At 71.4% G+C, this 22,869-nt stretch carries 20 protein-coding genes, 2 pseudogenes and 1 riboswitch; of the genes and pseudogenes, 16 read left to right on the top strand and 6 right to left on the bottom strand.

Annotated elements, in window-relative coordinates; translation table 11 throughout:
- Positions 1-197: 197 nt before the first annotated feature.
- Together AC5P09_RS03460 and AC5P09_RS03455 are read left to right on the top strand one after the other, a co-directional pair.
- Positions 198-986 (top strand): carbon-nitrogen hydrolase family protein, encoded by a 789-nt coding sequence (locus AC5P09_RS03460; RefSeq protein WP_493872385.1) that lies wholly within the window; start codon positions 198-200, stop codon positions 984-986.
- Between the two features lie 234 nt (positions 987-1,220).
- Complete coding sequence (locus AC5P09_RS03455; RefSeq protein WP_493872384.1) at positions 1,221-2,918, top strand: flavin monoamine oxidase family protein; 1,698 nt, start codon at positions 1,221-1,223, stop codon at positions 2,916-2,918.
- A gap of 19 nt (positions 2,919-2,937) precedes the next feature.
- Here the strand turns inward: AC5P09_RS03455 and AC5P09_RS03450 are convergent, their stop codons facing one another.
- Positions 2,938-3,648 carry a DUF5995 family protein gene (locus AC5P09_RS03450; RefSeq protein ID WP_493872383.1) on the bottom strand — a complete coding sequence of 237 codons (711 nt, stop codon included), beginning with the start codon at positions 3,646-3,648 and terminating at the stop codon, positions 2,938-2,940.
- A gap of 182 nt (positions 3,649-3,830) precedes the next feature.
- Between AC5P09_RS03450 and AC5P09_RS03445 the strand changes: the two genes are divergently transcribed.
- The gene (locus tag AC5P09_RS03445) at positions 3,831-4,958 is read left to right on the top strand and encodes a glycoside hydrolase family 6 protein (RefSeq protein ID WP_493872561.1); all 1,128 of its coding nucleotides are present in this window, start codon (positions 3,831-3,833) and stop codon (positions 4,956-4,958) included.
- 16 nt (positions 4,959-4,974) lie between these two features.
- Here AC5P09_RS03445 and AC5P09_RS03440 read toward each other — a convergent pair whose 3' ends face one another.
- The gene (locus AC5P09_RS03440) at positions 4,975-5,862 is read right to left on the bottom strand and encodes a phosphotransferase (RefSeq protein WP_493872382.1); all 888 of its coding nucleotides are present in this window, start codon (positions 5,860-5,862) and stop codon (positions 4,975-4,977) included.
- Positions 5,863-5,885: 23 nt separating this feature from the next.
- Positions 5,886-7,097, bottom strand: a complete 1,212-nt coding sequence (locus tag AC5P09_RS03435) for an MFS transporter (RefSeq protein WP_493872381.1) — start codon at positions 7,095-7,097, stop codon at positions 5,886-5,888.
- 126 nt (positions 7,098-7,223) lie between these two features.
- Between AC5P09_RS03435 and AC5P09_RS03430 the strand changes: the two are divergent.
- Positions 7,224-8,111, top strand: a pseudogene (locus tag AC5P09_RS03430) (ROK family transcriptional regulator); the annotation flags it as partial.
- Positions 8,112-8,855: 744 nt separating this feature from the next.
- Positions 8,856-9,131 (top strand): annotated as a pseudogene (locus AC5P09_RS03425) (ROK family transcriptional regulator); the annotation flags it as partial.
- A gap of 122 nt (positions 9,132-9,253) precedes the next feature.
- Here AC5P09_RS03425 and AC5P09_RS03420 read toward each other — a convergent pair.
- On the bottom strand, positions 9,254-9,997 hold the full coding sequence (locus tag AC5P09_RS03420) for an SDR family oxidoreductase (RefSeq protein ID WP_493872380.1): 744 nt from the start codon (positions 9,995-9,997) through the stop codon (positions 9,254-9,256).
- A gap of 313 nt (positions 9,998-10,310) precedes the next feature.
- Positions 10,311-10,441: riboswitch (FMN riboswitch) on the top strand.
- A gap of 145 nt (positions 10,442-10,586) precedes the next feature.
- Between AC5P09_RS03420 and AC5P09_RS03415 the strand changes: the two genes are divergently transcribed.
- From AC5P09_RS03415 to AC5P09_RS03375, 9 genes are all read left to right on the top strand, one after another.
- Entirely contained in the window at positions 10,587-11,189 is a 603-nt protein-coding gene (locus AC5P09_RS03415; RefSeq protein ID WP_493872379.1) for a riboflavin synthase, read from the top strand.
- A complete protein-coding gene (locus AC5P09_RS03410) occupies positions 11,186-11,827 on the top strand; it encodes a nicotinamide mononucleotide transporter family protein (protein ID WP_493872378.1) in 642 nt (213 codons plus the stop codon). Before AC5P09_RS03415 ends, AC5P09_RS03410 begins: the two co-directional genes overlap by 4 nt.
- Positions 11,824-13,113: a bifunctional 3,4-dihydroxy-2-butanone-4-phosphate synthase/GTP cyclohydrolase II gene (locus AC5P09_RS03405; protein WP_493872377.1), complete on the top strand. Its 1,290-nt coding sequence runs from the start codon at positions 11,824-11,826 to the stop codon at positions 13,111-13,113. The genes AC5P09_RS03410 and AC5P09_RS03405 overlap by 4 nt, the downstream gene beginning before the upstream one ends.
- A 21-nt stretch (positions 13,114-13,134) precedes the next feature.
- Entirely contained in the window at positions 13,135-13,620 is a 486-nt protein-coding gene (gene ribH, locus AC5P09_RS03400) for a 6,7-dimethyl-8-ribityllumazine synthase (RefSeq protein ID WP_493872376.1), read from the top strand.
- 34 nt (positions 13,621-13,654) lie between these two features.
- Positions 13,655-13,927, top strand: coding sequence for a phosphoribosyl-ATP diphosphatase (locus AC5P09_RS03395; RefSeq protein ID WP_030946750.1), 273 nt, complete (start codon positions 13,655-13,657; stop codon positions 13,925-13,927).
- 57 nt (positions 13,928-13,984) lie between these two features.
- Positions 13,985-14,833 (top strand): ATP phosphoribosyltransferase, encoded by an 849-nt coding sequence (gene hisG / locus AC5P09_RS03390; RefSeq protein ID WP_493872375.1) that lies wholly within the window; start codon positions 13,985-13,987, stop codon positions 14,831-14,833.
- 14 nt (positions 14,834-14,847) lie between these two features.
- The gene (locus tag AC5P09_RS03385; protein WP_493872374.1) at positions 14,848-15,291 is read left to right on the top strand and encodes a PH domain-containing protein; all 444 of its coding nucleotides are present in this window, start codon (positions 14,848-14,850) and stop codon (positions 15,289-15,291) included.
- A 157-nt stretch (positions 15,292-15,448) separates the two neighbouring features.
- Positions 15,449-16,777 carry a hemolysin family protein gene (locus AC5P09_RS03380; RefSeq protein ID WP_493872373.1) on the top strand — a complete coding sequence of 443 codons (1,329 nt, stop codon included), beginning with the start codon at positions 15,449-15,451 and terminating at the stop codon, positions 16,775-16,777.
- Entirely contained in the window at positions 16,774-17,859 is a 1,086-nt protein-coding gene (locus tag AC5P09_RS03375) for a hemolysin family protein (protein ID WP_493872372.1), read from the top strand. The genes AC5P09_RS03380 and AC5P09_RS03375 overlap by 4 nt, the downstream gene beginning before the upstream one ends.
- Positions 17,860-18,038: 179 nt before the next feature.
- On the opposite strand, the gene AC5P09_RS03370 is transcribed toward AC5P09_RS03375, so the two are convergent.
- Together AC5P09_RS03370 and AC5P09_RS03365 are read right to left on the bottom strand one after the other, a co-directional pair.
- Positions 18,039-19,901 (bottom strand): AAA family ATPase, encoded by a 1,863-nt coding sequence (locus AC5P09_RS03370; RefSeq protein WP_493872371.1) that lies wholly within the window; start codon positions 19,899-19,901, stop codon positions 18,039-18,041.
- Positions 19,902-20,335: 434 nt separating this feature from the next.
- On the bottom strand, positions 20,336-20,956 hold the full coding sequence (locus AC5P09_RS03365) for a uridine kinase family protein (RefSeq protein WP_493872560.1): 621 nt from the start codon (positions 20,954-20,956) through the stop codon (positions 20,336-20,338).
- Positions 20,957-21,160: 204 nt separating this feature from the next.
- Here AC5P09_RS03365 and AC5P09_RS03360 point away from each other — a divergent pair, with 204 nt between their 5' ends.
- Positions 21,161-22,528: a C39 family peptidase gene (locus AC5P09_RS03360; protein ID WP_493872370.1), complete on the top strand. Its 1,368-nt coding sequence runs from the start codon at positions 21,161-21,163 to the stop codon at positions 22,526-22,528.
- Positions 22,529-22,676: 148 nt separating this feature from the next.
- Positions 22,677-22,817: an SCO1431 family membrane protein gene (locus tag AC5P09_RS03355; protein ID WP_493872369.1), complete on the top strand. Its 141-nt coding sequence runs from the start codon at positions 22,677-22,679 to the stop codon at positions 22,815-22,817.
- Positions 22,818-22,869: the final 52 nt, after the last annotated feature.

Below are 22,869 nucleotides of genomic sequence, written 5' to 3'. Positions count from 1 at the left end.
CCGCGGCGCCCGTACGGAGCGGCGCGCGGCGAGCGCAACGAATCGCCGCCGCACGCCCGGCGCACGCAACGAATCGCTCACGCACGCGCAACGGCTCCTTCTTGTCCGCCCGAGGCCGCCGCCCGTACCGTTACATGGCCCCCACAACCACCCTTTCGCCACCCTTCCGCCACTCGTCAGCCCGGTGAGGAACACGCATGCGCACCGCCCTGCTCCAGAGCTCCGGCCGCCCCGGCTCGAGCGTCGAGAACCTCAAGGTCCTCGACGAGGCCGCGGGCCGCGCCGCCGCCGCGGGCGCCGGGCTCCTGGTCGCGCCGGAGTTGTTCCTCACCGGGTACGCCATCGGCGACGACATCGCCCGCCTCGCCGAGCCCGCCGACGGCGAGTCCGCGGACGCGATCGCCGAGACCGCCTGTCGGCACGGCCTCGCGATCGCCTACGGCTACCCCGAGCGGGCCGGGGACGCGGTGTACAACTCCGCCCAGCTGATCTCCGCCGAGGGCACCCGCCTCGCCGACTACCGCAAGACCCACCTCTTCGGCTGCTTCGAGCGCGACCACTTCACGCCGGGCGACCAGGCGGTCGTACAGGCCGAGCTCGACGGGCTGCGGGTCGGCCTGATGATCTGCTACGACGTCGAGTTCCCGGAGAACGTCCGCGCCCACGCCCTCGCCGGCACCGACCTCCTCCTCGTGCCGACCGCGCAGATGCACCCGTTCCAGTTCGTCGCCGAGTCGGTCATTCCGGTGCGGGCCTTCGAGAACCAGATGTACGTGGCGTACGTCAACCGGGTGGGGCAGGAAGGGGAGTTCGAGTTCGTCGGACTCTCCACGCTGGCCGGCCCGGACGGGGTTGCCCGTGCCCGCGCCGGGCGCGGCGAGGAGTTGGTGGTGGCCGATGCCGACCCCGCCTTCCTCGCCGCCTCCCGCGAGGCGAATCCGTACTTGAAGGATCGCCGCCCCGGACTCTACGGGACCCTCGTCTGAGGTCCTGCTGCTTCCAGACTCACTCTCGTGCAAGGAGTCTGGTCCGTTCTCTGCTCGCTGAGCAGAGGTTACGGTTCACGCTTCACCGCCGACAGCCCAGACGACTCCCGGGTCTTACACCGGCTCCACGTGAGGTTTTCAGTCTCCGAGCCACTCCCGGCGACCAGCCCCGACTCTACTCACCCCGACCGACAGATGCCGACGAATACTGAAATCAGCGAGGAATCCGTCCCCATGACGTCCACCGTGCCCAACGCCGTCGAGCACGCAGACGAGCAGCAGCCGCCGATCACCATGTTCGGCCCGGACTTCCCCTACGCGTACGACGACTTCCTCGCCCACCCGGCGGGCCTCGGCCAGATACCGGCGACCGAGCACGGCACCGAGGTCGCGGTCATCGGCGGCGGCCTGTCCGGCATCGTGGCCGCGTACGAGCTGATGAAGATGGGCCTGAAGCCCGTCGTCTACGAGGCCGACCGGATCGGCGGCCGGCTGCGCACGGTGGGCTTCGACGGCTGCGACCCGTCCCTCACCGCCGAGATGGGCGCGATGCGCTTCCCGCCCTCCTCCACGGCCCTCCAGCACTACATCGACCTGGTGGGACTGGAGACCCGGCCCTTCCCCAACCCCCTCGCGGAGACGACCCCTTCGACCGTCGTCGACCTCAAGGGCGAGTCCCACTACGCCGAGACGGTCGACGACCTGCCCCAGGTCTACCGGGACGTCGCGGCCGCCTGGAACGCGTGCCTCGAAGAGGGCGCCGACTTCTCCGACATGAACCGGGCGATGCGCGAGCGGGACGTGCCGCGCATCCGCGAGATCTGGGCGAAGCTCGTCGAGAAGCTCGACAACCAGACCTTCTACGGCTTCCTCTGCGACTCCGAGGCCTTCAAGTCCTTCCGGCACCGCGAGATCTTCGGCCAGGTCGGCTTCGGGACAGGAGGCTGGGACACCGACTTCCCCAACTCCATCCTCGAAATCCTCCGGGTCGTCTACACCGAGGCCGACGACCACCACCGCGGCATCGTCGGCGGCTCCCAGCAACTGCCGCTGCGCCTGTGGGAGCGCGAGCCGGAGAAGATCGTCCACTGGCCGTACGGCACCTCGCTCGCGAGCCTGCACGAGGGCGGCGAACCCCGCCCGGCCGTGACCCGGCTGCACCGCACCGCGGGCAACCGGATCACCGTGACGGACGCGGACGGCGACATCCGCACCTTCCGGGCGGCGGTCTTCACCGCCCAGTCCTGGATGCTGCTGTCGAAGATCGCCTGCGACGACTCGCTCTTCCCGATCGACCACTGGACGGCGATCGAGCGGACGCACTACATGGAGTCGTCGAAGCTCTTCGTGCCCGTGGACCGGCCGTTCTGGCTGGACAAGGACGAGCAGACCGGCCGGGACGTCATGTCGATGACCCTCACCGACCGCATGACCCGCGGGACCTACCTCCTGGACGACGGTCCGGACAAGCCGGCCGTGATCTGTCTGTCGTACACCTGGTGCGACGACAGCCTGAAGTGGCTGCCGCTGTCCGCCAACGAGCGGATGGAGGTCATGCTGAAGTCGCTCGGCGAGATCTACCCGAAGGTCGACATCAGGAAGCACATCATCGGCAACCCGGTGACCGTGTCCTGGGAGAACGAGCCCTACTTCATGGGCGCGTTCAAGGCCAACCTGCCCGGCCACTACCGCTACCAGCGGCGCCTGTTCACCCACTTCATGCAGGACCGGCTGCCCGAGGACAAGCGGGGCGTCTTCCTCGCCGGCGACGACATCTCCTGGACGGCCGGCTGGGCCGAGGGCGCCGTGCAGACCGCGCTGAACGCGGTGTGGGGCGTCATGCACCACTTCGGCGGGACGACCGACGCCACGAACCCCGGGCCGGGGGACGTGTACGACGAGATCGCACCCGTCGAACTCCCCGAGGACTAGATCACCGGTCGGGCAGGGATCACCGGTCGGGCAAGGGCGTGAGCAGCATGCGTCCCGCCAGGCCCACCGCCGCGTCCAGGCGCTCGGTGAACTCCTCGGCGACGTCGGGCAGTCGGCGCAGCACCCACAGGGCCCGCGCCGCCGTCCACGTCGCCTCCCGGGCGCGCTCCAGGCTCCAGGAGCCGAGCAGATGGGTGAGCGGGTCGGCGATCTGGAGGAGGTCGGGGCCCGGCATCAGCTCTTCGCGGATCCGCTCCTCCAGCGAGACGAGGAGATCGCCCACCCGGTCGAACTCGTCCTCCACGTCGGCGGGTTCGCAGCCGAGCGTACGACAGGTGTCCACGACGGCGAGCGCCAGGTCGTGCCCGATGTGCGCGTTGATGCCCGCCAGCGCGAACTGCAACGGTCGTACGCCGGGATGGCGGCGCATCTGGAACAGGGGCCGCCAGCAGGCCGGCGGGCGCCGCTCGTCGGCCACCGCCTCGACGGCGTCCAGGTAGCGCTCCGCGAACCGCACGTCCAGCGTGATCGCGGCCCGCGCGTCCCCGAACTGCCCGCTGTCGATACGCCGGTCGACGGCCTCGGTGACGGCGAGGTAGACGCGGTTGAAGACCGCGAGGCCGTCGCCCACCGGCAGGCTCGCGTCGAGTGCGCGCATCCGGTAGACGACCTCGTCGACGGGGGTGGTGACTCGCTCGACGGGGGTGGCGACTTGTTCGCATTGCACCATGGGGGCAGAGTCGCACCTTTAGGCTGGCCCGGGTACCGGCGGGCCCGACGCTTCCCCAGAACGGGGGAACGCGCCCGCCGTGGGGGAGAGCAACAGGGGGGAGCTGCACCGTGTCAGGCTCACGTGCGCATCGCCTGGCCGCGCGCCGGGCCGAGCGCAGGCGGACCGCGCGGCGTGGCGCCATGGTCGCGGCGGCCTCGGTGGTGGTCGCGATAGGCACCGCGTCCGGGATGCTGTCCGCCCTCGACGACCGGCAGGACTCCGACACGGCGAGGCCCGAGGTGACCAATTCGCCATATCTGGCGCCCCCGCCAGCTGTTCCGACGCCGTCGTCCGCCTCGCCCAGCGCGAGTCCGTCCGCCTCGCCGTCCCCGAAGAAGAAGGCGAGCCCCACGCCGTCCCCGACGAAGACGGAGACGACGGACAAGCGGCAGGCGCCCGCCGCCTCCACCCGGCTCTACCGCCACCCCGAGTCCCAGGTGCTCGAGTGGGTGCGCGCCAACGACGGCGATCCGCGCCACGTGGTCATAGAGTCCCGGATAGCCGACCAGCCCGCGGCCGTCTGGTTCGCCGACTTCACGCCCTCGACCATCACCTCCCGGGTCCGCGCGGTCACCGCCGGCGGCAGCACACAGGGCCGGGTGCCCGTCGTCGTGCCGTACGCCATCCCCGGCCGCGACTGCGGAGGCGCCTCGCAGGGCGGTGCGCCCGACCTCGACGCGTACGACGACTGGATCGACGCCTTCGCCGCCGGACTGGGCTCCGGCGAGGTCATCGTGATCCTGGAGCCCGACTCGGTCGCCCAGGCCGACTGCCTCTCGACGGGCGAACGCGGCCGCCGCTTCGCCTCGTTGGCGCGCGCGGGCCGCGTCCTCAAGGCCGCCAACCCCAAGGCACGGGTCTACTACGACGCCGGCCACTCCGGCTGGCACGCCGCCGCGAAACAGGCGGGCTGGCTGCGGCAGGCCGGGGCCGCCTCGGCCGCCTCCTCCGACGGTGTCTTCAGCAACGTCTCCAACTTCCACCGCACGGACGACGAGATCGCCTACGACCGCCAGGTCCTCGACGCCCTGGGCGGCCCGGCCGGCCTCGGTGCCGTCATCGACACCAGCCGCAACGGCAACGGCGCCCCGGCCGACGGCGAGTGGTGCGACCCGTCCGGCCGCAAGCTCGGCCGCACGCCCACGCTGAGCACGGGGGAGGCGCGGATCGACGGCTATCTGTGGGTGAAGCTGCCGGGGGAGTCGGACGGCTGCAAGGGAGCACCGGGCACGTTCACGCCGTCGTACGCCTACGAGTTGGCGCGCTGACAGGACCCCAGGCGGGTCAGCCGGGCTCCGGCAACCCGAGCACCCGTGCGCACCAGGGCAGCGCCGTCCTCAGCTGGCTCAGCTGGACGTCCCGGACCCGCGGCGCCGCCGGGATCACCGGCAGCCCGGCCCGGCAGGCGAAGAACCCGGCGACCAGCGCGACGTGCTCGGGCGGGACCGAGGCGACCGATTCCGGCGGCGGCCCTCCTTCGGCGTGCAGGCTCGGCAGCCAGAAGGCGAGGTCGTACCGCGCGTCGCCGACGGCCGCGAGGTTCCAGTCGACCAGAAGCGCCCTGCCGTCCCGGAAGCAGAGGTTGTCGCTGCGCACGTCGAGGTGGAGCACCGCGTCGCCGTCCAGGCACGTGGCGTCGCCCGAGGCGTCCAGGAGCGCCGGGAGCGCCCGGTCGAGCCAGCAGGGAGAGCACAGGCCGAGGGCGAGGAGGGGAGCGGGGTCGCGGGCCACCTCCGCCCAGCCGCTCTGCGCGTGCACGGTCCCAATGATCCTGCCCAGGCCCGGGAAGGGGCGGCACGCGGCGAGTTCCGCGAGCGCGTCGAAGACGGCACCGACCTGGTGGGGGGACCAAGGCGGCGGCCAGTGGCAGGACGACAGGTCCTCCAGGACGAGCAGCGGATGGTCTCCGTCGGCCCAGCCGAGCAGCCGGGGCATGAAGGAGCCGCCGAGTTCCGCATAGGCACGGTGTTCATCCCGCAACCAGCCGGCCGTCTGCGTGTCGGCCGCCCGCTTCACGAACGCCGAACGCCCGTCGTCCAGGCGCACCAGCAGGCGGTGGACGTTGGAGTAGCCGCGCTCGGTGAGCCGGTGGGCGTACACCGGCCGCGCGCCGAGCAGCCCGTGCAGGCGGCCCGCGTCGTCGTTCGAGAGGTGGGGCAGGGTGGGATTCACGATGCGGTCCTGGAGCGACGGTTTCAGGGTCGGGGGTCGGGAACTGCCGCGGCCTGCCGATCGACCTTCGGCCGGTCGCGGTCGCCCGCGCGCAGGACGCCCGCGAAGGCCACGAGCCCGCACGCCAGCACCGTCACCAGGCCGAACGACACGGTCAGGCTGGTCGCCTCGGCGATACCGCCGATCGCGCTCGGCGCGATCAGACCCGACGTGTACGTGATGGTCGCGACGCCGGCGATGGCCAGGCTGGGGTTCGATCCGCTGCGGCCCGCCGCGGCGAAACACAGCGGTACGACGACGGCGATGCCGAGACCCATCAGCGCGAACCCGCCCATCGCCACGGCCGGATGGTCCGCGACGACGATGAGGAGTCCGCCGAGCACCGCGAGGACTCCGCTGACGCGTACCGTGCGCACGGAGCCGTACCGGTCCACCACCTTGTCGCCCACGATCCGGGCGAGCGCCATGGTGAGCGTGAAGCCCGTGGTGCACGCGGCCGCCAGCCCCGCCGAGGCCTCCAGCCGGTCGCGCAGATACACCGCCGACCAGTCCAGGCTCGCACCCTCCGCGAACACCGCGCAGAACCCGACCGCGCCGATGAGCAGCGCCGACCGGGGCGGCAGCGCGAACCGGGGCGGCGGCTCCTCGTCCTCGGCGGGCTGAAGGTCCAGTACCCACGCGCAGGAGGCGACGCCGACCACGGTCAGGACCCCGGCCGCCAGCGTGTGGTGCAGCCGGGCGTCCGCACCGAGGTGCGCGGCGAGGGTGCCGGCCGCCGAACCGATCAGGGCGCCCGCGCTCCACAGTCCGTGCAGACCGGACATGATCGAGCGGCCCATGCGGTTCTCGACCTCGACGCCGAGCGCGTTCATCGCCACGTCCGCCATGCCGGCCGTCGCGCCGTAGACGAACAGGGCCAGACAGAGGGTGAGGAGGTTCGGGGCCAGGGACGGCAGGACGAGCGAGAGGGTCCACAGGGCGATCAGGCCGCGCAGGGCGTTCCGGGCGCCGAAGCGGTGGCTGATACTGCCCGCGAGCGGCATGGCCAGGGACGCGCCGAGCGCGGGGAAGGCCAGGGCGAGGCCCAGCTGCCCCGCACTCACCGACGCATGGTCCTGGATCCACGGCACCCGGGTGGCGAACGAGCCGGTCACGGCTCCGTGCACGGCGAAGACGGCGGCCACGGCGTACCGGGCCCGCCTCACCACGTGTCGGTCCTGGACCACTTCGCTCATTCTCCGACCCCTCCCAGGATTTCGGTGCCCGACGGCGCCGCCGTAAACTATCAGGAACCCTGCCTGATAGATAACGGGATAATCGGCCCCCGCTGTACGGTCCGCCCGATCTGGAAGGATCCCGGCATGCCCGCATCCCCGAGCACCGCCCGGGCCATCAACGACAGGCTTGCCCTGCGTCTGCTCCAGCAGCAGGGTCCGTTGACGGCAGGGCAGTTGAAGCAGCTCACCGGCCTGTCCCGGCCCACCGTCGCCGACCTCGTCGAACGCCTCACCGCCGTCGGCCTGATCGGGGTCGTCGGGGAGTCGGGCGAGCAGCGGCGCGGGCCGAACGCGAAGCTGTACGGGATCGTCGCCGACCGCGCCCATCTGGCCGCCCTGGACATCCGTACCGAGGGCGTCGCTGTCCTCGTCTCCGACCTCCTCGGCCAGGTGCTCGCCGAGGCGTCCGTGCCGATCGGCGACGACACCGGCACCGGCTCCGCGGTCGAGCAGGCGGTCACCCTCGTCGAGCGGGTGGCGAAGGAGGCCGGCGCCGACCGGCTGCACACCCTCGGCATCGGCGCCCCCGGCCTGATCGACCCGGCGAGCGGCGACCTCCGCGACTCCTCGGGCCTGCCCGAATGGCACCGGCAACTGGTGGCGGCGCTCCAGGAACGGTTCCCCCAGGCCCGCGTCAGCGTCGAGAACGAGACCAACCTCGCCGCCCTCGCCGAACAGCGCGACGGCGCCGCCCGCGACCGGGACACCTTCGTGCTCCTCTGGCTCGGCATGGGCATCGGCGCGGCGGTCGTCCTCGACGGGACCCTGCGCCGGGGAGCCTCCGGCGGCGCGGGCGAGATCGGCTTCCTGCCGGTACCGGGCACCACGGGCCTGCCCTCGGCGACCGACTGCGACGGAGGCTTCCACTCCCTCGCGGGTGCGGGCGCGATCGCCGACCTGGCGGCAGAACACGGTCTCACCGCGACGCCCACGGCACACGAGCCGCGGGCGGCGGCGCTTGTGCGGGCGGCGGTGGAGGCGGTGGAGGGCCGGGCGGTCATGGTGGACGAGGCGGCGGTGGCGGGCCGGGCGGTATTGCTGGAGGGGGCGGCGGCAGCAGCGGACATGGCGGTGGCCGTGGAGAGGGTGGGGGAGGGCCGGGCGGCCGCGATGGGCAAGGCGGTGGAAGGCCCGGCGGCCGCGGTGGACCGCGCGCACCGCGGAGCCCTCGCGAAGGGCGACCGTGCCGCGCCGCATCCGGCCTCGGCTCCTGACGCCGACCGCAGCCTGGCCGCGCCGGCCGACGGTGGTCGTGCCGTGCCGGTCACAGGACCTGCGGTTGGCGGCTTTCTGGACGCTCGGGCGGGGGATGGTCGTGGTGGGTCGCATCCGGGCTTGGCTTCTGATGCCGGCCGCTCGCTGGACGTGCTCGCCGAGGGCGGCGGTGGTGGGCCGGTCACGGGATCTGCGGTTGGCGGCTTTCTGGACGCTCGGGCGGGGGATGGTCGTGCTGCGTTGCATCCGGGCCCGGCTTCTGATGCCGACCGTTCCCGGGACGCGCTCGCCGACAACATCCGTGCCGCGCCCCATCCGGGCCCGGCTCCTGACGCTGCCCGCTCCCCGGACGCGCTCGCCGCGGGCGGCGGTGCCGGGCCGCCCACCGATCCCGAGGTTGGTGCCGCGTCGCATGCAGGCCCGGCCTCTGACGCCGACCACAGCCCGACCGCGCCCGCCGAGGGTGACCACGCCGCGCCGCCCCCCAGCCCCGCCCCCGACCGCTTCCTCGACGCTCTCGCCGACCGCGTCGCCCTCGGCGCCGCCGCTGTCATCGCCGTACTGGACCCTGGCTGTGTGGTGCTGGCCGGTGAGATCGGTCGCGCGGGCGGCGACACCTTGGCACTGCGGGTCCAGGACCGTCTCGCCCGGCTGTCACCCCTGCCCACGGAGGTGCGGCCCAGCGCCCTGGGGGGCGGTGCGGTGCTGCGCGGGGCGCTGCTCACGGCGCGGGAGCAGGCGCAGGACGAGCTGTTCGCGCCCCGGAGGACGAGCTGAGCCAGGACCTCTCGACCGCCGCGCTCGCGCGTCAGCGCCCCATCGCCTCGGCTCATCGGTGTCGTCCCCGGCGTCGACGAGGCGTGCCGCCGTTTCCCTCCGCCTGAGCCGCCGGACAGCCCTCAACCCCGCCGCTTGGCAGCCAGGTAGTCCTCGAACGTCCCCTTGCCCACGGCCCGTTCCGGCGTCAGATGGCCGCCCGCCCGGAACCCCCGGTACGCCTTGCCCGCCAGCGGCACGTTCACAACCGCCCGCTTCCGCCCCGTCGCCTTCAGGTAGGCGCGAGCCAGCGACTCGAGCGACCGCACCTCGGGTCCGCCCAGTTCGTCGACCCGCCCCGCGGGTGCGCCCGCCGCCAACTCGGCCAGCCGTTCCGCGACTTCGGCCACCTCGATCGGCTGGTCCCGGACACCCGCGGGCAACGGCACGACCGGCGCCTTGGCCAGCACCTGGAACACCTGTACGAGCAGATCGTGGAACTGGGTCGTCCGCAGCACGGTCCAGCCGAGCCCCGACTCCTCGATCTGCTTCTCCACGGCGAGCTTGGTCCGGTAGTAGCCGAGCGGCACCCGGTCCACCCCGACGATCGAGATGTGGGCGAGGTGGCCCACGCCCGCCCGCCGCGCCGCCGCGATCAGGTGTGCCGCCGCCTGCTCGTCACCGCCGCGCGGTGTGCTCGCGCAGTGCACGATCGTGTCCACGCCCGCGACGGCGGCGTCCAGTCCGGCGCCGCCCTCCCGCAGATCGACGGCGTACGGCTGCGTGTGCCGACTGAGTACCCGCACTTCGTGCCCGCCCGCGCGCAGCCGCTCGGTGACGAGCCGGCCGAGCGTTCCGCTGCCGCCGGTCACCAGGATCGTGGTCATGGTGTTCAGCCCCTTCGCACACCGGACGTCCCCGGATGGAGCGCCCCTCCCCAGTAAAGAGGCCCGGCGGCGGGCAAGGGCCGTCGTCACCGCCGCCGGGCCCGTCTGTGCGGGTGTCCACCCAAGGTGACCCTAAAAAGGACTAGACCATTGCGTCAAGGGTCGCGGACCAAGGTCAAGCTGCGGACCGCGTGCGGGAATTGGGCCGCCACGGTCCGCCCGAGAAGTCCATCGGCGGATCCTGTGAGTCACCCCACACCGTTCGCCCGTATGGACGTCGATCAGGCGTGGCACACTGGCTCTGTACCAGAAGCAGCGCACTCCGGGGTCGGTGAAAGTCCGAACCGGCGGTTACAGTCCGCGACCCGGTCGCTTCCAGCGGCCGGTTGACCAGGTGAAATTCCTGGACCGACGGTTAAAGTCCGGATGGGAGGCAGTGCGCGGCGGGCGGGCATTCGTGCGCGCCGCCGAACCGGTTCGTCCATGGGGCGAGCCCTGTCCGGCGTCGTCCCCGGTGTTCCCGCTCGTACATTCTGTCGTCATCGACAGCCCCGGAGTCCGTGCCCGAAGAGGCAGGAGGACCCGGGAAGTGTTCACCGGAATCGTCGAAGAGCTGGGTGAGGTCACCGCCGTCGAGAACCTCGGCGACGCCTCCCGCTTCCGGCTGCGCGGCCCCATCGTCACCGAGGGTGCGAAGCACGGCGACTCCATCGCCGTCAACGGCGTCTGTCTGACCGTCGTCGAGCACGAGGGCGACTGGTTCACGGCCGATGTGATGGCCGAGACGCTGAACCGCTCCAGCCTCGGCGCCCTCGCCGTCGGCTCCCGCGTCAACCTCGAACGCCCCATGGCCCTCGGCGCCCGCCTCGGCGGCCACATCGTGCAGGGCCACGTCGACGGCACCGGCACGGTGCTGGAGCGCAAGCCGTCCGAGAACTGGGAGATCGTGAAGATCTCGCTCCCCGCGGACCTCACGCGCTATGTCGTCGAGAAGGGCTCCATCACCGTCGACGGCATCAGCCTCACCGTCGTCGACGCGGGCCCGGACTACTTCACGGTGAGCCTCATCCCCACCACCCTCGACCTGACCACGCTGGGCCGCAAGCAGCCCGGCGACCCGGTCAACCTCGAGGTCGACGTCATCGCCAAGTACGTCGAGCGGCTGATGGGCAGTCAGGGGGCCGCTCAGTGAACTGGCTGAACTCCGAGGCGTTCGTCCTCTTCGACCAGCACATCCTCTGGTCGGACATGGTCGGCAACATCCTCGGCCTGGTCGGCCTCGCCCTCGGCTGGCGCCGGTCCATATGGACCTGGCCCGTCCAGTTCCTGTCCGGCCTCGTCCTCTTCGGGGCCTTCTTCGGCCACCTGACGGGCAGCGCGGGCAAGCAGGCCGTCGTCATGGTCGTCGCCGGGTACGGCTGGTGGCAGTGGAACCGCCGCCAGGGTCAGTCCGGCGACGGCCAGATCACCCCGCGGTTCGCCACCTGGCGCGAGCGCGCGGCGATGGTCGGCGCCGCCGCCGTCGGCACCGTCGCGGTGGCCCTCCTCTTCAAGGCCTACCCGACCCTGTCCTGGGACCCCTGGCCGGACGCCTACATCTTCGTCGGCACCATCGTCGCCATGTACGCCCAGGCACGCGGCATGGTCGAGTTCTGGTTCGCCTGGCTGCTGGTCGACCTGGTCGGCGTCCCCCTGAACTTCGCCAACGGCTACGCCTTCTCCGGCTTCGTCTACGTCATCTACGGCGCGCTCGTCCTGTGGGGCATGCGCGACTGGTGGCTGCGTTCCCGCAAGGCCTCGCAGCCCACTCTGGAAGGAGCGCCGGCATGACAGCGGCACCGATCCTGTACAGCACCGACGGTTTCGAGGACTTCGCGCTCGACCCGATCGAGCAGGCCATCGCGGACATCGCGGCCGGCCGCCCGATCGTGGTCGTGGACGACGAGGACCGGGAGAACGAGGGCGACCTCGTGGTCGCCGCCGAGAAGGCGACCCCCGAGATCGTCGCCTTCATGATGAGCGAGTGCCGCGGCCTGATCTGCGCCCCCATGGAGGGCGACGAGCTGGAGCGGCTGCGGCTCCCGCAGATGGTCGACGACAACACCGAGTCGATGAAAACCGCGTTCACAGTCTCCGTCGACGCCTCCGCCGCTCACGGTGTGAGCACCGGCATCTCGGCCTCCGACCGGGCCACCACGCTTCAGCTGCTCGCGAGCGGTACGGCGGAGCCCACGGACCTCGTCCGCCCCGGCCATGTCTTCCCGCTCCGCGCCAAGCCCGGCGGGGTCCTGGTCCGCAACGGCCACACCGAGGCAGCCGTCGACCTCGCCCGCCTCGCGGGCCTGCGCCCGGCCGGCGCGATCGTCGAGATCGCCGGCGAGGACGGCCGCATGCTGCGCCTGCCCGAACTGATCCCCTTCGCCCGCAAGCACGGCCTGACGATCATCTCCATCGAGGACCTGATCGCCTACCGCCGCAGCTCCGAACCCACCGTCCGCCGCGAGGCCGAGACCCGCCTGCCCACCGTCCACGGCACCTTCACGGCGTACGGCTACCGCTCCACCGTGGACGGCGTCGAGCACGTCGCCCTGGTGCACGGAGACATCGGCGACGGCGAGGACGTCCTGGTCCGCGTCCACTCCGAGTGCCTCACCGGCGACGTCTTCGGCTCCGCCCGCTGCGACTGCGGCCCCCAGCTCGACGCCTCCCTGGAGCGCATCCAGAGCGAGGGCAGGGGAGTGGTGGTCTATCTGCGCGGCCACGAAGGACGCGGCATCGGCCTGCTGTCCAAGCTGCGCGCGTACGAGCTCCAGGAGCAGGGCCACGACACCCTCGACGCCAACCTGGAACTCGGCCTGCCCGCCGACGCCCGGGACTACGGCGCCGGCGCGCAGATCCTTCAGGACCTCGGCGTCCACAGCGTGCGTCTGATGACCAACAACCCCGACAAGACCGACGCGCTCGTCCGCCACGGCCTCAAGGTCAACGGCCGCGAGCCGATGCCCGTACAGGCGGGCGAGCACAACCTCCGCTACCTGCGCACCAAGCGGGACCGGATGGGTCACGACCTGCCCTGGCTGGACACGACACCCGTGTCCACCTGCGGCAACCAGTAAGACAGAACACCAAGGAGCGACGTGAGCGGCAAGGGTGCACCGGAACTGTCCGTACGCAATGTCGGAGACCTGCGGGTCGCCGTCATCGCGGCACAGTGGCACGAGAAGGTGATGGACGGTCTGGTGGACGGCGCGCTGCGCGCCCTGCGCGACCTGGGGATTGACGAGCCGACCCTGCTGAGGGTCCCCGGCACCTGGGAGCTCCCGGTCGTCGCCAAGGTCCTCGCGGGCCGCGGCTACGACGCGATCGTCGCCCTCGGTGTCGTCATCCGCGGCGGCACCCCCCACTTCGAGTACGTGTGCCAGGGCGTCACCCAGGGCCTCACCCAGGTGTCCGTGGAAACCGGCGTCCCCGTCGGCTTCGGTGTCCTCACCTGCGACACCGAGGAGCAGGCCCTGGACCGGGCCGGCATCGAGGGCTCCAACGAGGACAAGGGCCACGAGGCGGTGACGGCGGCGGTGGCCACGGCGGCCACCCTCCGCTCAGTATCTGAACCGTGGCGTTAGGCCGGCCACCACACCGCGTAAAGTGGGCGCCACCATGTCCAATAAGACGTTCGAGGAGCTCTTCACCGAGCTCCAGCACAAGGCCGCACACGGCGACCCCGCCACTTCCCGCACCGCAGAACTGGTCGGCAAGGGCGTCCATGCCATCGGCAAGAAGGTCGTCGAGGAGGCCGCCGAAGTCTGGATGGCCGCCGAGTACGAGGGCAAGGAGGCGGCTGCCGAGGAGATCTCGCAGCTGCTGTACCACGTCCAGGTGATGATGGTCGCCCGCGGGATCTCCCTGGACGACGTCTACGCCCACCTCTGAGCCGCGCCACCCACCCACCCGCACACCACACACGCACGAACGAAGGAAGCCGACCTCATGCTGCGCATCGCCGTCCCCAACAAGGGTTCCCTGTCAGGACCTGCGGCGGAGATGCTGCATGAGGCCGGCTACCAGCAGCGCCGCGAGTCCAAGGAACTGCGGATCGTCGACCCGGAGAACGAGGTGGAGTTCTTCTACCTCCGCCCCCGCGACATCGCGATCTACGTCTCCTCCGGCCGCCTCGACATCGGCATCACCGGCCGCGACCTGCTGATCGACTCGGGCGCCAGCGCGGAGGCCATCCTCCCGCTCGGCTTCGCCCGCTCCACCTTCCGCTTCGCCGGCAAGCCCGGCACGGCGGCCGGCATCGCGGACCTCGCCGGCAAGACGGTGGCCACCTCGTACGAGGGCATCGTCGCCAAGCACCTCGCCGACAACGGCATCGACGCCTCGGTCGTCCACCTCGACGGCGCCGTCGAGACCGCGATCGAACTGGGCGTCGCCGAAGTCATCGCGGACGTCGTGGAGACCGGCACCTCGCTGCGCAACGCGGGCCTCGAAGTCTTCGGCGACCCGATCATGAAGTCGGAGGCCGTCGTCATCCGCCGCGTCGGAGCTGAGGCCGACGAGCCCAAGGTCCAGCAGTTCCTGCGCCGCCTCCAGGGCGTCCTGGTGGCCCGGACGTACGTGATGATGGACTACGACTGCCGCGTCGAGCAGCTCGAGAAGGCCGTCGCGCTGACGCCGGGCCTCGAGTCCCCGACCGTCTCCCCGCTGCACAACGAGGGCTGGGTCGCCGTCCGTGCGATGGTCCCTTCCAAGGAAGCCCAGCGGATCATGGACGACCTGTACGACATCGGCGCGCGGGCCATCCTGACGACGGCCATCCACGCCTGCCGTCTCTGAGGGGCACCGTCAGAATGTCCGAAATGCCCGCTCTCCCCGTCACGTTCCGGCCAGGGCGCACCCGCGCCGTGCTGCTGACCGCCGGAGTCGCGATCTTCGTGGTCATCACGACAGTCGCGATGCTCTTGGAGCAGCTCAGCCCCGGCGAGCGCCTCAGCTTCGTCTTCACCGGGGCGCTCCTGTTCGGTGTGCTGCTCATGCTGTCGCGGCCGAAGGTCGTCGCCGACGAGACCGGTGTCACCGTCGTCAATATCGCCAGCAAGCGCCGCCTGGCCTGGGCCGAGATCATCCAGGTGAACCTCCGCCCCGGCGACCCCTGGGTCTTCCTCAACCTCAGCGACGGCACCAGCCTGCCCGCGCTCGGCATCCAGCCGGGCATCGCCAAGCAGCACGCCATCGCCGACGCACGCGCCCTGCGGGCGCTCGTCGAAGACCGTTCGACTGGGGATCTGCCGTAACGGGCCATGTCTTGATTAATCTGTTGGCGGAGGCGTTCTCGTTGCGCCTCCGCCCTGTGTTGTTCCTGCTACCCGAGGAGTGACTCCCTCCAGCGATGGACGGATCGTCCTGTAGTACCTGCGCCGCCCCCTCCCGACATATCGAGGCGGCGGCATCATGACCACCCCCCTGCTGCTCCTCGGAGCGGCTTTCCTGCTGATTCTCGCCAACGGATTCTTCGTCGCGGCCGAGTTCGGCCTGGTGACGGTCGAGGCGACGGACGCCGAGAAGGCCGCCGCCGAGGGCGACCGACGAGCCCGTACGGTCGTCGAGTCCCTCAAGGAGCTGTCCTTCCAGCTCTCCGGCACCCAGCTCGGCATCACCATCACCTCCCTCGTCGTCGGCATGCTCGCCGAACCGGCGCTCGCCGAGCTGCTGGACGGCCCCATCACCGCGACCGGCATCCCCGAGGGAGCGGTCTCCGGTGTCGCCGTGGTCATCGGCATGCTGCTGGCCTCGGCCGTGCAGATGGTGATCGGCGAACTGGTGCCCAAGAACTGGGCGGTGTCCAAGCCGATGCAGGTCGCGCGCTTCGTCGCCGGCCCCCAGCATGCCTTCGCCCGCCTCTTCCACCCGGTGATCGCCGGCCTGAACGCGGTCGCCAACCATCTCGTCCGCGCACTGGGCATCGAGCCCACCGAGGAGCTGGCCTCCGCCCGCACCCCCGGCGAACTCGTCTCCCTGGCCCGGCACTCCGCGCGGGCCGGCGCCCTGGAGCAGGACACCGCGGACCTCTTCGTACGGACGCTGTCGCTGGCCGAGCTGACCGCGCAGCACGTCATGACCCCGCGCGTGAAGGTCAGCGCCCTGCAGTCGTCGGCCACCGCCGAGGACGTGGTCAACCTGACCCGCGCCACCGGTCTGTCCCGCTTCCCCGTCTACCGCGAGAAGATCGACGAGATCGTCGGCATGGTGCACCTCAAGGACGCCCTGGCCGTCCCCGCCCACAACCGTCTGCGCACCCCGGTGGTGCACATCGCCCGTCCGGCGCTGCTCGTACCCGAGACCCTGCCCGTACGGCCCCTGCTCGCACAGTTGCGCAACGAACAGCCCATAGCCGTCGTCGTCGACGAGTACGGCGGCACGGCAGGCGTCGTCACGCTGGAGGACATCGTCGAGGAGATCGTCGGCGAGGTCCGCGACGAGCACGACGGCCAGGACGTGCCCGAACTCGCCCCCGCCGCGCCGGAGGACGGCAGGCCCGCCTGGGAGGCCGACGGCAGCTGCCGCGTCGACATCCTCCGGCGCATCGGCCTGGACGTGCCCGAGGGGCCGTACGAGACCGTCGCCGGCCTGGTGGCCGACCTCCTCGGCCGCATCCCGGCCGTCGGCGACCGGGCCGATCTGCCCGGCTGGCGGCTGTCGGTGCGCCAGGTGGGGCACTACCGCGCCGAGCGCGTCCGCCTGGTGCGGACGGCCCCCGTCGTGGTGGAGGCAGCCCGATGAGCGTGCTCCAACTTCTGTTCGCCGCGCTGCTCGTGCTCCTCAACGGCTTCTTCGTCGGCGCCGAGTTCGCCCTCGTCTCCGTGCGCCGCAGCCAGATCGAACCGCTCGGCACCGCCCGGGCCCGGCAGGTCCTGTACGGCCTGGAGCGGCTGCCGCAGATGATGGCGGCCGCCCAGTTCGGCATCACCGTCTGCTCGCTGACCCTGGGCGCGGTCGCCGAACCGACGGTGGCGCGCCTGCTGGAGCCGGTCTTCGAGTGGATCCACCTGCCGCACGGCATGATCCATCCGCTCGGCTATGTCATCGCGCTCGCCGCGGTCGTCTTCTTCCACCTCGTCATCGGCGAGATGGTCCCGAAGAACCTCGCCATGGCGGCCCCGGAGAAGGCCGCGCTGTGGCTCAGCCCCGGCCTGGTCGCCTTCGCCCGTCTCTGCAAGCCGATCACCGTGGGCCTCGGCGCCTGCGCCGGGGGCATCCTGCGGCTCTTCGGCGTCGAGCCCAAGGACGAGGTGGAGGCCGTCTTCACCAGCGAACAGCTCAACCGCCTCGTGGAGGACTCCGGCCAGGCCGGTCTGCTCGACCCCGAGGAGCAGGAACGCCTGGAGGACGCCCTGGAGCTGGGTTCCCGCCCGGTCACGGACGTGCTTCTGAGGCGTGAGTCGCTGGTGACGGTCAGCCCCTCGGTCACCCCGGGACAGATCGTCGAACTCACCGGCCACACCGGATACTCCCGCTTCCCGGTGGCGGCGGAGAACGGCGCCTTCATGGGCTACCTGCACGTCAAGGACGTACTCGACCTGGAGGACTCCGAGCGGGCGGTGCCGCAGCAGGTCTGGCGCCCGATGACGACGCTCCGGTCCGAGCTGCCCCTCGACGACGCGCTCACGGTGATGCGCCGGGCCGCGACACACCTCGCCCAGGTCGCGGACGCGTCCGGCAAGGTGCTGGGGCTCGTCGCCCTGGAGGACGTACTGGAGCTGCTGGTCGGCGAGGTACGCGATCCGGCCCACCGCGAGGTGCCGGAGGTACGGGTCGCGGAGCCGAGGGTGAGCGGGGAGCCGGAGGAGGCGCTGGCGAGCTGAGGCGCGCCGCCGCCTGCGGGCTACTGTGCCTCAGCGGCGGCGCCCAGCCGGCATCGTGCGTAGCTGCGGGCAGTGGTGCCGCCGGGGCGGCACGGGTGGGCGCAGCGGCACCCCGTCAGCGCCGGGTTGCGCAGCCCCCGCCTGCACCCGCACCCGCACCAGCACCTGCCCAAGCCCCGTCACATCGTCGACGGATCCTGCGGCCCCCGCCCCGACAGCACCTCTCCGTACGCCTGCATCAGGTCCGGCAACCGAAGCGTCGACAAGTCGTCCCGCGTCAGCACCCCCGGATACGTCGACAACCGCAGATCCCGGTACGCGCAGCTCTTCTCGTACAGCGTCCGCAGGAACCGCCCGTTGCCCAGCTCGTCGATCCACCCCTGGTCGACCACATGCCCGGCGATGGAGCGCAGCTCGTCCAGCGCCTCCTCGTCCCACACGTCACCGTTCTCCGTGGCCAGCACCTCGCCGATCGAGGTGAGTTCGAGCGGCCGGTAGGACGGAAAGTCGACGCGGGTCGTGAAGCGGGACGACAGCCCGGGGTTGGCGGCCAGCAGACGGTCCATGCCCTCGGGATAGCCGGCCAGGATCACCACGAGGTGGTCACGGTTGTCCTCGGCGCGTTTCAGCAGCACTTGGAGCGCCTCGTCGCCGTACGCGTCGCCTTTTCCGTAACCGGAGTTGGAGAGCGAGTATGCCTCGTCGACGAACAGCACACCGCCGAGCGCGGAGTCGATCAGCTCGTTGGCCTTCACGGCGGTCTGGCCGAGGTACTCGCCGACCAGGTCGGCCCGCTGGGCCTCCACGAGATGGTCACCGCCGAGGAGCCCGAGGGCGTAGAAGACCCGGCCGAGGATGCGGGCCACGGTGGTCTTGCCGGTGCCGGAGGGGCCGGAGAACACGAAGTGCCGTTTCGGCGGCTGGACCGGCAACCCCTGCCCGGCGCGCAGCCGGGCCATGTTCAACTGTGCGGACAACGCCTTCACCTGGCGTTTCACTGGTTCCAGGCCCACCATGCGCTCGAGCTCGGCGAGCGCCTCCTCGAGTAACGCGGGATCCGTGGGCCCGGCGGGCAGCGAGGGCGAGGGCACGGCCTTCTCGCGGACCGCGGGATCGGATGCCGACGGCAGCGGTCCGGAGGACGGCAGCTCGGGCTCCGTCAGCTTCAGGTCGCGCCCTTCGCCGCCGAAGAGCGGGTCGAGTCCGTCCGGGCCGTCCAGCACGTCCTGCCCCGCTCCGGTGAGCGTGATCGCGGCGAGGTCGGTGGACTCGTCGTACCCGTCGCCCTCGGCGATCGCCGCGAGCCGGGCCGAGGTGTCCATGAAGGCGGGGTCGACGCGGTGCACGGCCCGGTACAGGGGCAGCGCGGCGGCGCTGCGGCCGGTGCCCTCGTGGGCCCGCGCCAGCCAGTAGCGCAGTTCCTTGCGCTGGGGCTGTTCGCTGCGGCAGCGCATCAGGGCCGCCGACAGCAGAGGTTCGGCCTGCCCGTACATCTCCAGGCGGACCCGGGCCATACCGCCGAACAGGCCCGCCTCGATGCCCAGCATGGGGTCGTTGATCAGCGGGTCGGTGTGCCGGACCAGCTGTTCCCAGTCCTTGACGAGATAGGCGCGGCAGGCGTGCAGGAAGCGGACCTGGTGGTCGGCGTCCACCGGCGGCAGGCCCGCCAGGGCCCGGTCGAGTTCCGGGACGTGCCGGCCGTCCAGCCAGTGCGAGGCGTGGGCGAGGAGCAGGTCGCGCGGGCTCTCCAGCACCGGTTGCACCCACCAGCCCAGCCAGTACCAGGAGTTGATGGTGCGGCGGTGCCGCGCGCGCTGTTCGCCGAAGCGGTCCCGGTGCCGGAACATCCTGAGCAGCGCTGTCGTCGTGTCCACGCGCAGCGCGTGCAGTCCCAGCCAGCCGTCGGCCATGCCGGGATCGATCCGCACCGCGGTGCGGAACTCCTCCTCCGCCTGCGGATAGGCGCCCATCGTGTAGGCGTCCACACCTCGCAGCCAGGCGAGGTCGGCCGGGGCCTCGGGGCCCTGCGTGCCGAAGTCCATCACGTCCCCCACAAACCGTGCCCCCGTTTGGTTGGCCGGCGGGCCGGTGCCCGTCGACCGCCTTGGTCCAACCGCTGTGCCGCGGACCGGAGTTGCAACGGTGCGCAGAGCAGCCGTCCGTAGGTCGCACCGAGGGCATCGTACCTGCGGTGGTGTCGCCCGCCGTAGGGTGCCGCACAGGCCGTTTGACGAGGTGGGAGCACAGGGGCGCACTCGCGCGTGGTGACCGAGGGTGAGCGAATCATGCCCCGGGGCGTCCGGAAAACGCGAAGAGGGCAGAACGAAGCCCCCGATCACGGGGGAACAACCGGGGGCTTCGCGTCTGAGGGGCGGCTTCGATGTGCCGCACATTCAGAACGTAAGACCTGTACGGCCCGTCGGTCAAGCCGAGTTGAAGCACTCCGGGAAGTTCTCCCGCACGGCTCTTCACAAGTTCAGCACACTGCGGATGGTCCGTCACCCTGCGTGATGTTCTGGTTCGGTCCAATGCTTCCGGCAGGCCCCGACAGCACCTCATATCCCTCTGCGCACTGCCGTACCAGCAGATCGGCGAAGGGCCGTGAGGGGTCCTCGGCGAAGTGCCGTTGTTCCGCCCGGACCCAGCCGTCCCAGAACTCCCGCTGCTCCTCCCCGTCCCGCGCCCGCCCACGCCCCCACGCCTCCTCGCGGGGCAGCTCCATCCACAGCAGGTGCGCCAGATACGGGCGCAGCGCCCGGCGGCCCGCCCCCACGCCCTCGACGAGAACCACCGGGGCAGGGGGGAGCGGGCGGGGCGGTCCGAAGCGGCGGGTGTGCCAGTCGTACGGCGTGTACCGCGCCGTCTCGCCGCGGCCGAGCGGTTCGATCACCTGGGTCAGCAGCCGCTCGGTCCAGCCGAACAGCTCCGCATGGCTGGCGATGTCGTCGAGACGCAGTACCGGCGCGCCGTCCAGCTCCCGGGCCAACTGCCGCGCGAACGTGGACTTCCCGGAGCCGGCGTGTCCGTCGACGCCGATCAGGCGGACCGGTCCGCAGGACGGGGGGAGTCGGCGGAGCCGGGAGGCGAGGTCGCGGATGGCCGTTCCTCGGGGAGCAGGGAGCAGGGAGCAGGATTTCTCCCCGCAGTCTAAGTCGGCCAGGTCACGCCAGTGGAAGAGACCAATATTGCCGGGCGTGGCATGGCCCGAAGTGCTGGCAGGAGCATGCCGCCTGCTCCATAGTTGGCGCACAACCGTGCATTGGACCTGCCCCGACTCGGACACCTGGGAGTCATTCCGCCCATGAGCAGAGCCGAACAGCCGTCCCGGAGAACCGTCCTGGCCGCCGCGGTCGCCGCCGCCGTGGCCGGCAGCGCGGGCCCGGCGTCCGCCGACACCACGAGCAGCATCGTGACCGACACGACCGACCTTGCCCCGGCCCGCCCGGTCGACAACCGTTTCTGGACCACGTACGCCCACTGGCGCGGCGGCACCGCCAAGGGCACCCGGGCCGTCGCGGGCGTCCGCCCGGGTGTCGTGATCGGCACCCCCGCGGGCACCGCCGACTACACCGACCCGCACACCGGCAGGACGGCCGCCTGGGAGTACGCGACCTGGACGTCCCCCGTCCACGAGCTCGCCGTCCCCGCCACGGAGGCGATCGCCTCCTGGAACGCCCACACCCCGGCCGGCACCTGGCTCCAGGTGGAGCTCAAGGGCACGTACTCCGACGGCACGGACACCCCCTGGTACGTGATGGGCCGCTGGGCGGCCGGCGACCAGGACATCAGGCGGACCTCGGTCGACGACCAGAGCGACGACAAGAGCAGCGTCTGGACGGACACCTTCGCGATCGACGACCCGGCCGCGGGCCTGCGCCTGGTGTCGTACCGCCTCAGGCTCACCCTCTACCGCAAGCCCGGCGCGAAGACCACGCCCACGGTCTGGCGGCTCGGTGCGATGGGCTCCGACGTCCCCGACCGCTTCACCGTCCCGGCCTCCGCCCCGGGTCTCGCCCAGGAACTGACCGTCCCGCGCTACTCGCAGGAGATCCACATCGGCCAGTACCCCGAGTACGACAACGGCGGGGAGGCCTGGTGCAGCCCCACCTCCTCGCAGATGATCATCGAGTACTGGGGCGGCCGGCTCAGCTCCGAGCAACTGGCCTGGGTGGACCCCGCGTACGCCGACCCGCAGGTCTGCCACGCGGCCCGGTACACCTACGACTACCAGTACGAGGGCTGCGGCAACTGGCCGTTCAACGCCGCCTACGCGGCCACTTTCAAGGGCCTCCAGGGCGTGGTCACCCGGCTCGGCTCGCTCACCGACCTGGAGACGCTGATCGCCGCCGGCATCCCGGCCATAACGTCCCAGTCCTTCCTCAAGGAGGAGCTCACGGGCGCGGGTTACGGCACCTCCGGCCACCTGATGACCGTGATCGGCTTCACGGCCACCGGTGACGTGATCGCCAACGACCCGAACTCGCCGACCAACGAGGCCGTGCGGCGCGTCTACAAGCGGCGCGAGTGGGAAAATATCTGGCTCAGGACCAAGCGGTACAACGCCAGTGGCAAGGTCGTCTCCGGTACCGGCGGCGTCTGCTACCTGTACTTCCCGGCCCAGCCGAGCCCGCGCCAGCGCAAGGCGCTCGCGGCGGTCGGCGTGCGCTGAGCCGACGTACGAACGGCCCCCGGCTCGAAGCGAAGCCGGGGGCCGTTCGCGTGTGACCAAGCTCTCTGCCGCAAAAGCCGCCCCGAGTGGCAAGGTGGACAGACCGGTGGGGGGAGTCCACCCGTACGTCCGACCTCAGCGAGAAGCCATGACCGCACACTCAGCCGCCGCCGCCCGCGCCCGTACCGGCGGCCCCCGCGAAGACGGCCCGAAGATCGTCGAGCACATCATGGGCTGGACCCTCGTCGTGGTGATCGCGATGCTCGTCACCCAGCTCGGCCTGCTGTGACCTGACGCATACCCGACCTGACATACTGCGGGTGTCCCGCCACCGGTTGAGA

Source organism: Streptomyces sp. a15, assembly GCF_059026085.1.
Note: the sequence above shows the minus strand (reverse complement) of the source record. Positions and strands in the feature narration are given on the sequence as shown.

What these genes read in the sequence shown, in the direction of transcription:
- AC5P09_RS03460 (WP_493872385.1), top strand. Translation starts at nt 198, where the DNA reads ATGCGCACCGCCCTGCTCCAGAGCTCCGGCCGCCCCGGCTCGAGCGTC.
- AC5P09_RS03455 (WP_493872384.1), top strand. Translation starts at nt 1,221, where the DNA reads ATGACGTCCACCGTGCCCAACGCCGTCGAGCACGCAGACGAGCAGCAG.
- AC5P09_RS03450 (WP_493872383.1), bottom strand. Translation starts at nt 3,648, where the DNA reads ATGGTGCAATGCGAACAAGTCGCCACCCCCGTCGAGCGAGTCACCACC.
- AC5P09_RS03445 (WP_493872561.1), top strand. Translation starts at nt 3,831, where the DNA reads ATGGTCGCGGCGGCCTCGGTGGTGGTCGCGATAGGCACCGCGTCCGGG.
- AC5P09_RS03435 (WP_493872381.1), bottom strand. Translation starts at nt 7,097, where the DNA reads ATGAGCGAAGTGGTCCAGGACCGACACGTGGTGAGGCGGGCCCGGTAC.
- AC5P09_RS03420 (WP_493872380.1), bottom strand. Translation starts at nt 9,997, where the DNA reads ATGACCACGATCCTGGTGACCGGCGGCAGCGGAACGCTCGGCCGGCTC.
- AC5P09_RS03405 (WP_493872377.1), top strand. Translation starts at nt 11,824, where the DNA reads ATGACAGCGGCACCGATCCTGTACAGCACCGACGGTTTCGAGGACTTC.
- AC5P09_RS03395 (WP_030946750.1), top strand. Translation starts at nt 13,655, where the DNA reads ATGTCCAATAAGACGTTCGAGGAGCTCTTCACCGAGCTCCAGCACAAG.
- hisG (WP_493872375.1), top strand. Translation starts at nt 13,985, where the DNA reads ATGCTGCGCATCGCCGTCCCCAACAAGGGTTCCCTGTCAGGACCTGCG.
- AC5P09_RS03385 (WP_493872374.1), top strand. Translation starts at nt 14,848, where the DNA reads ATGTCCGAAATGCCCGCTCTCCCCGTCACGTTCCGGCCAGGGCGCACC.
- AC5P09_RS03380 (WP_493872373.1), top strand. Translation starts at nt 15,449, where the DNA reads ATGACCACCCCCCTGCTGCTCCTCGGAGCGGCTTTCCTGCTGATTCTC.
- AC5P09_RS03375 (WP_493872372.1), top strand. Translation starts at nt 16,774, where the DNA reads ATGAGCGTGCTCCAACTTCTGTTCGCCGCGCTGCTCGTGCTCCTCAAC.
- AC5P09_RS03370 (WP_493872371.1), bottom strand. Translation starts at nt 19,901, where the DNA reads ATGGACTTCGGCACGCAGGGCCCCGAGGCCCCGGCCGACCTCGCCTGG.
- AC5P09_RS03360 (WP_493872370.1), top strand. Translation starts at nt 21,161, where the DNA reads ATGAGCAGAGCCGAACAGCCGTCCCGGAGAACCGTCCTGGCCGCCGCG.
- AC5P09_RS03355 (WP_493872369.1), top strand. Translation starts at nt 22,677, where the DNA reads ATGACCGCACACTCAGCCGCCGCCGCCCGCGCCCGTACCGGCGGCCCC.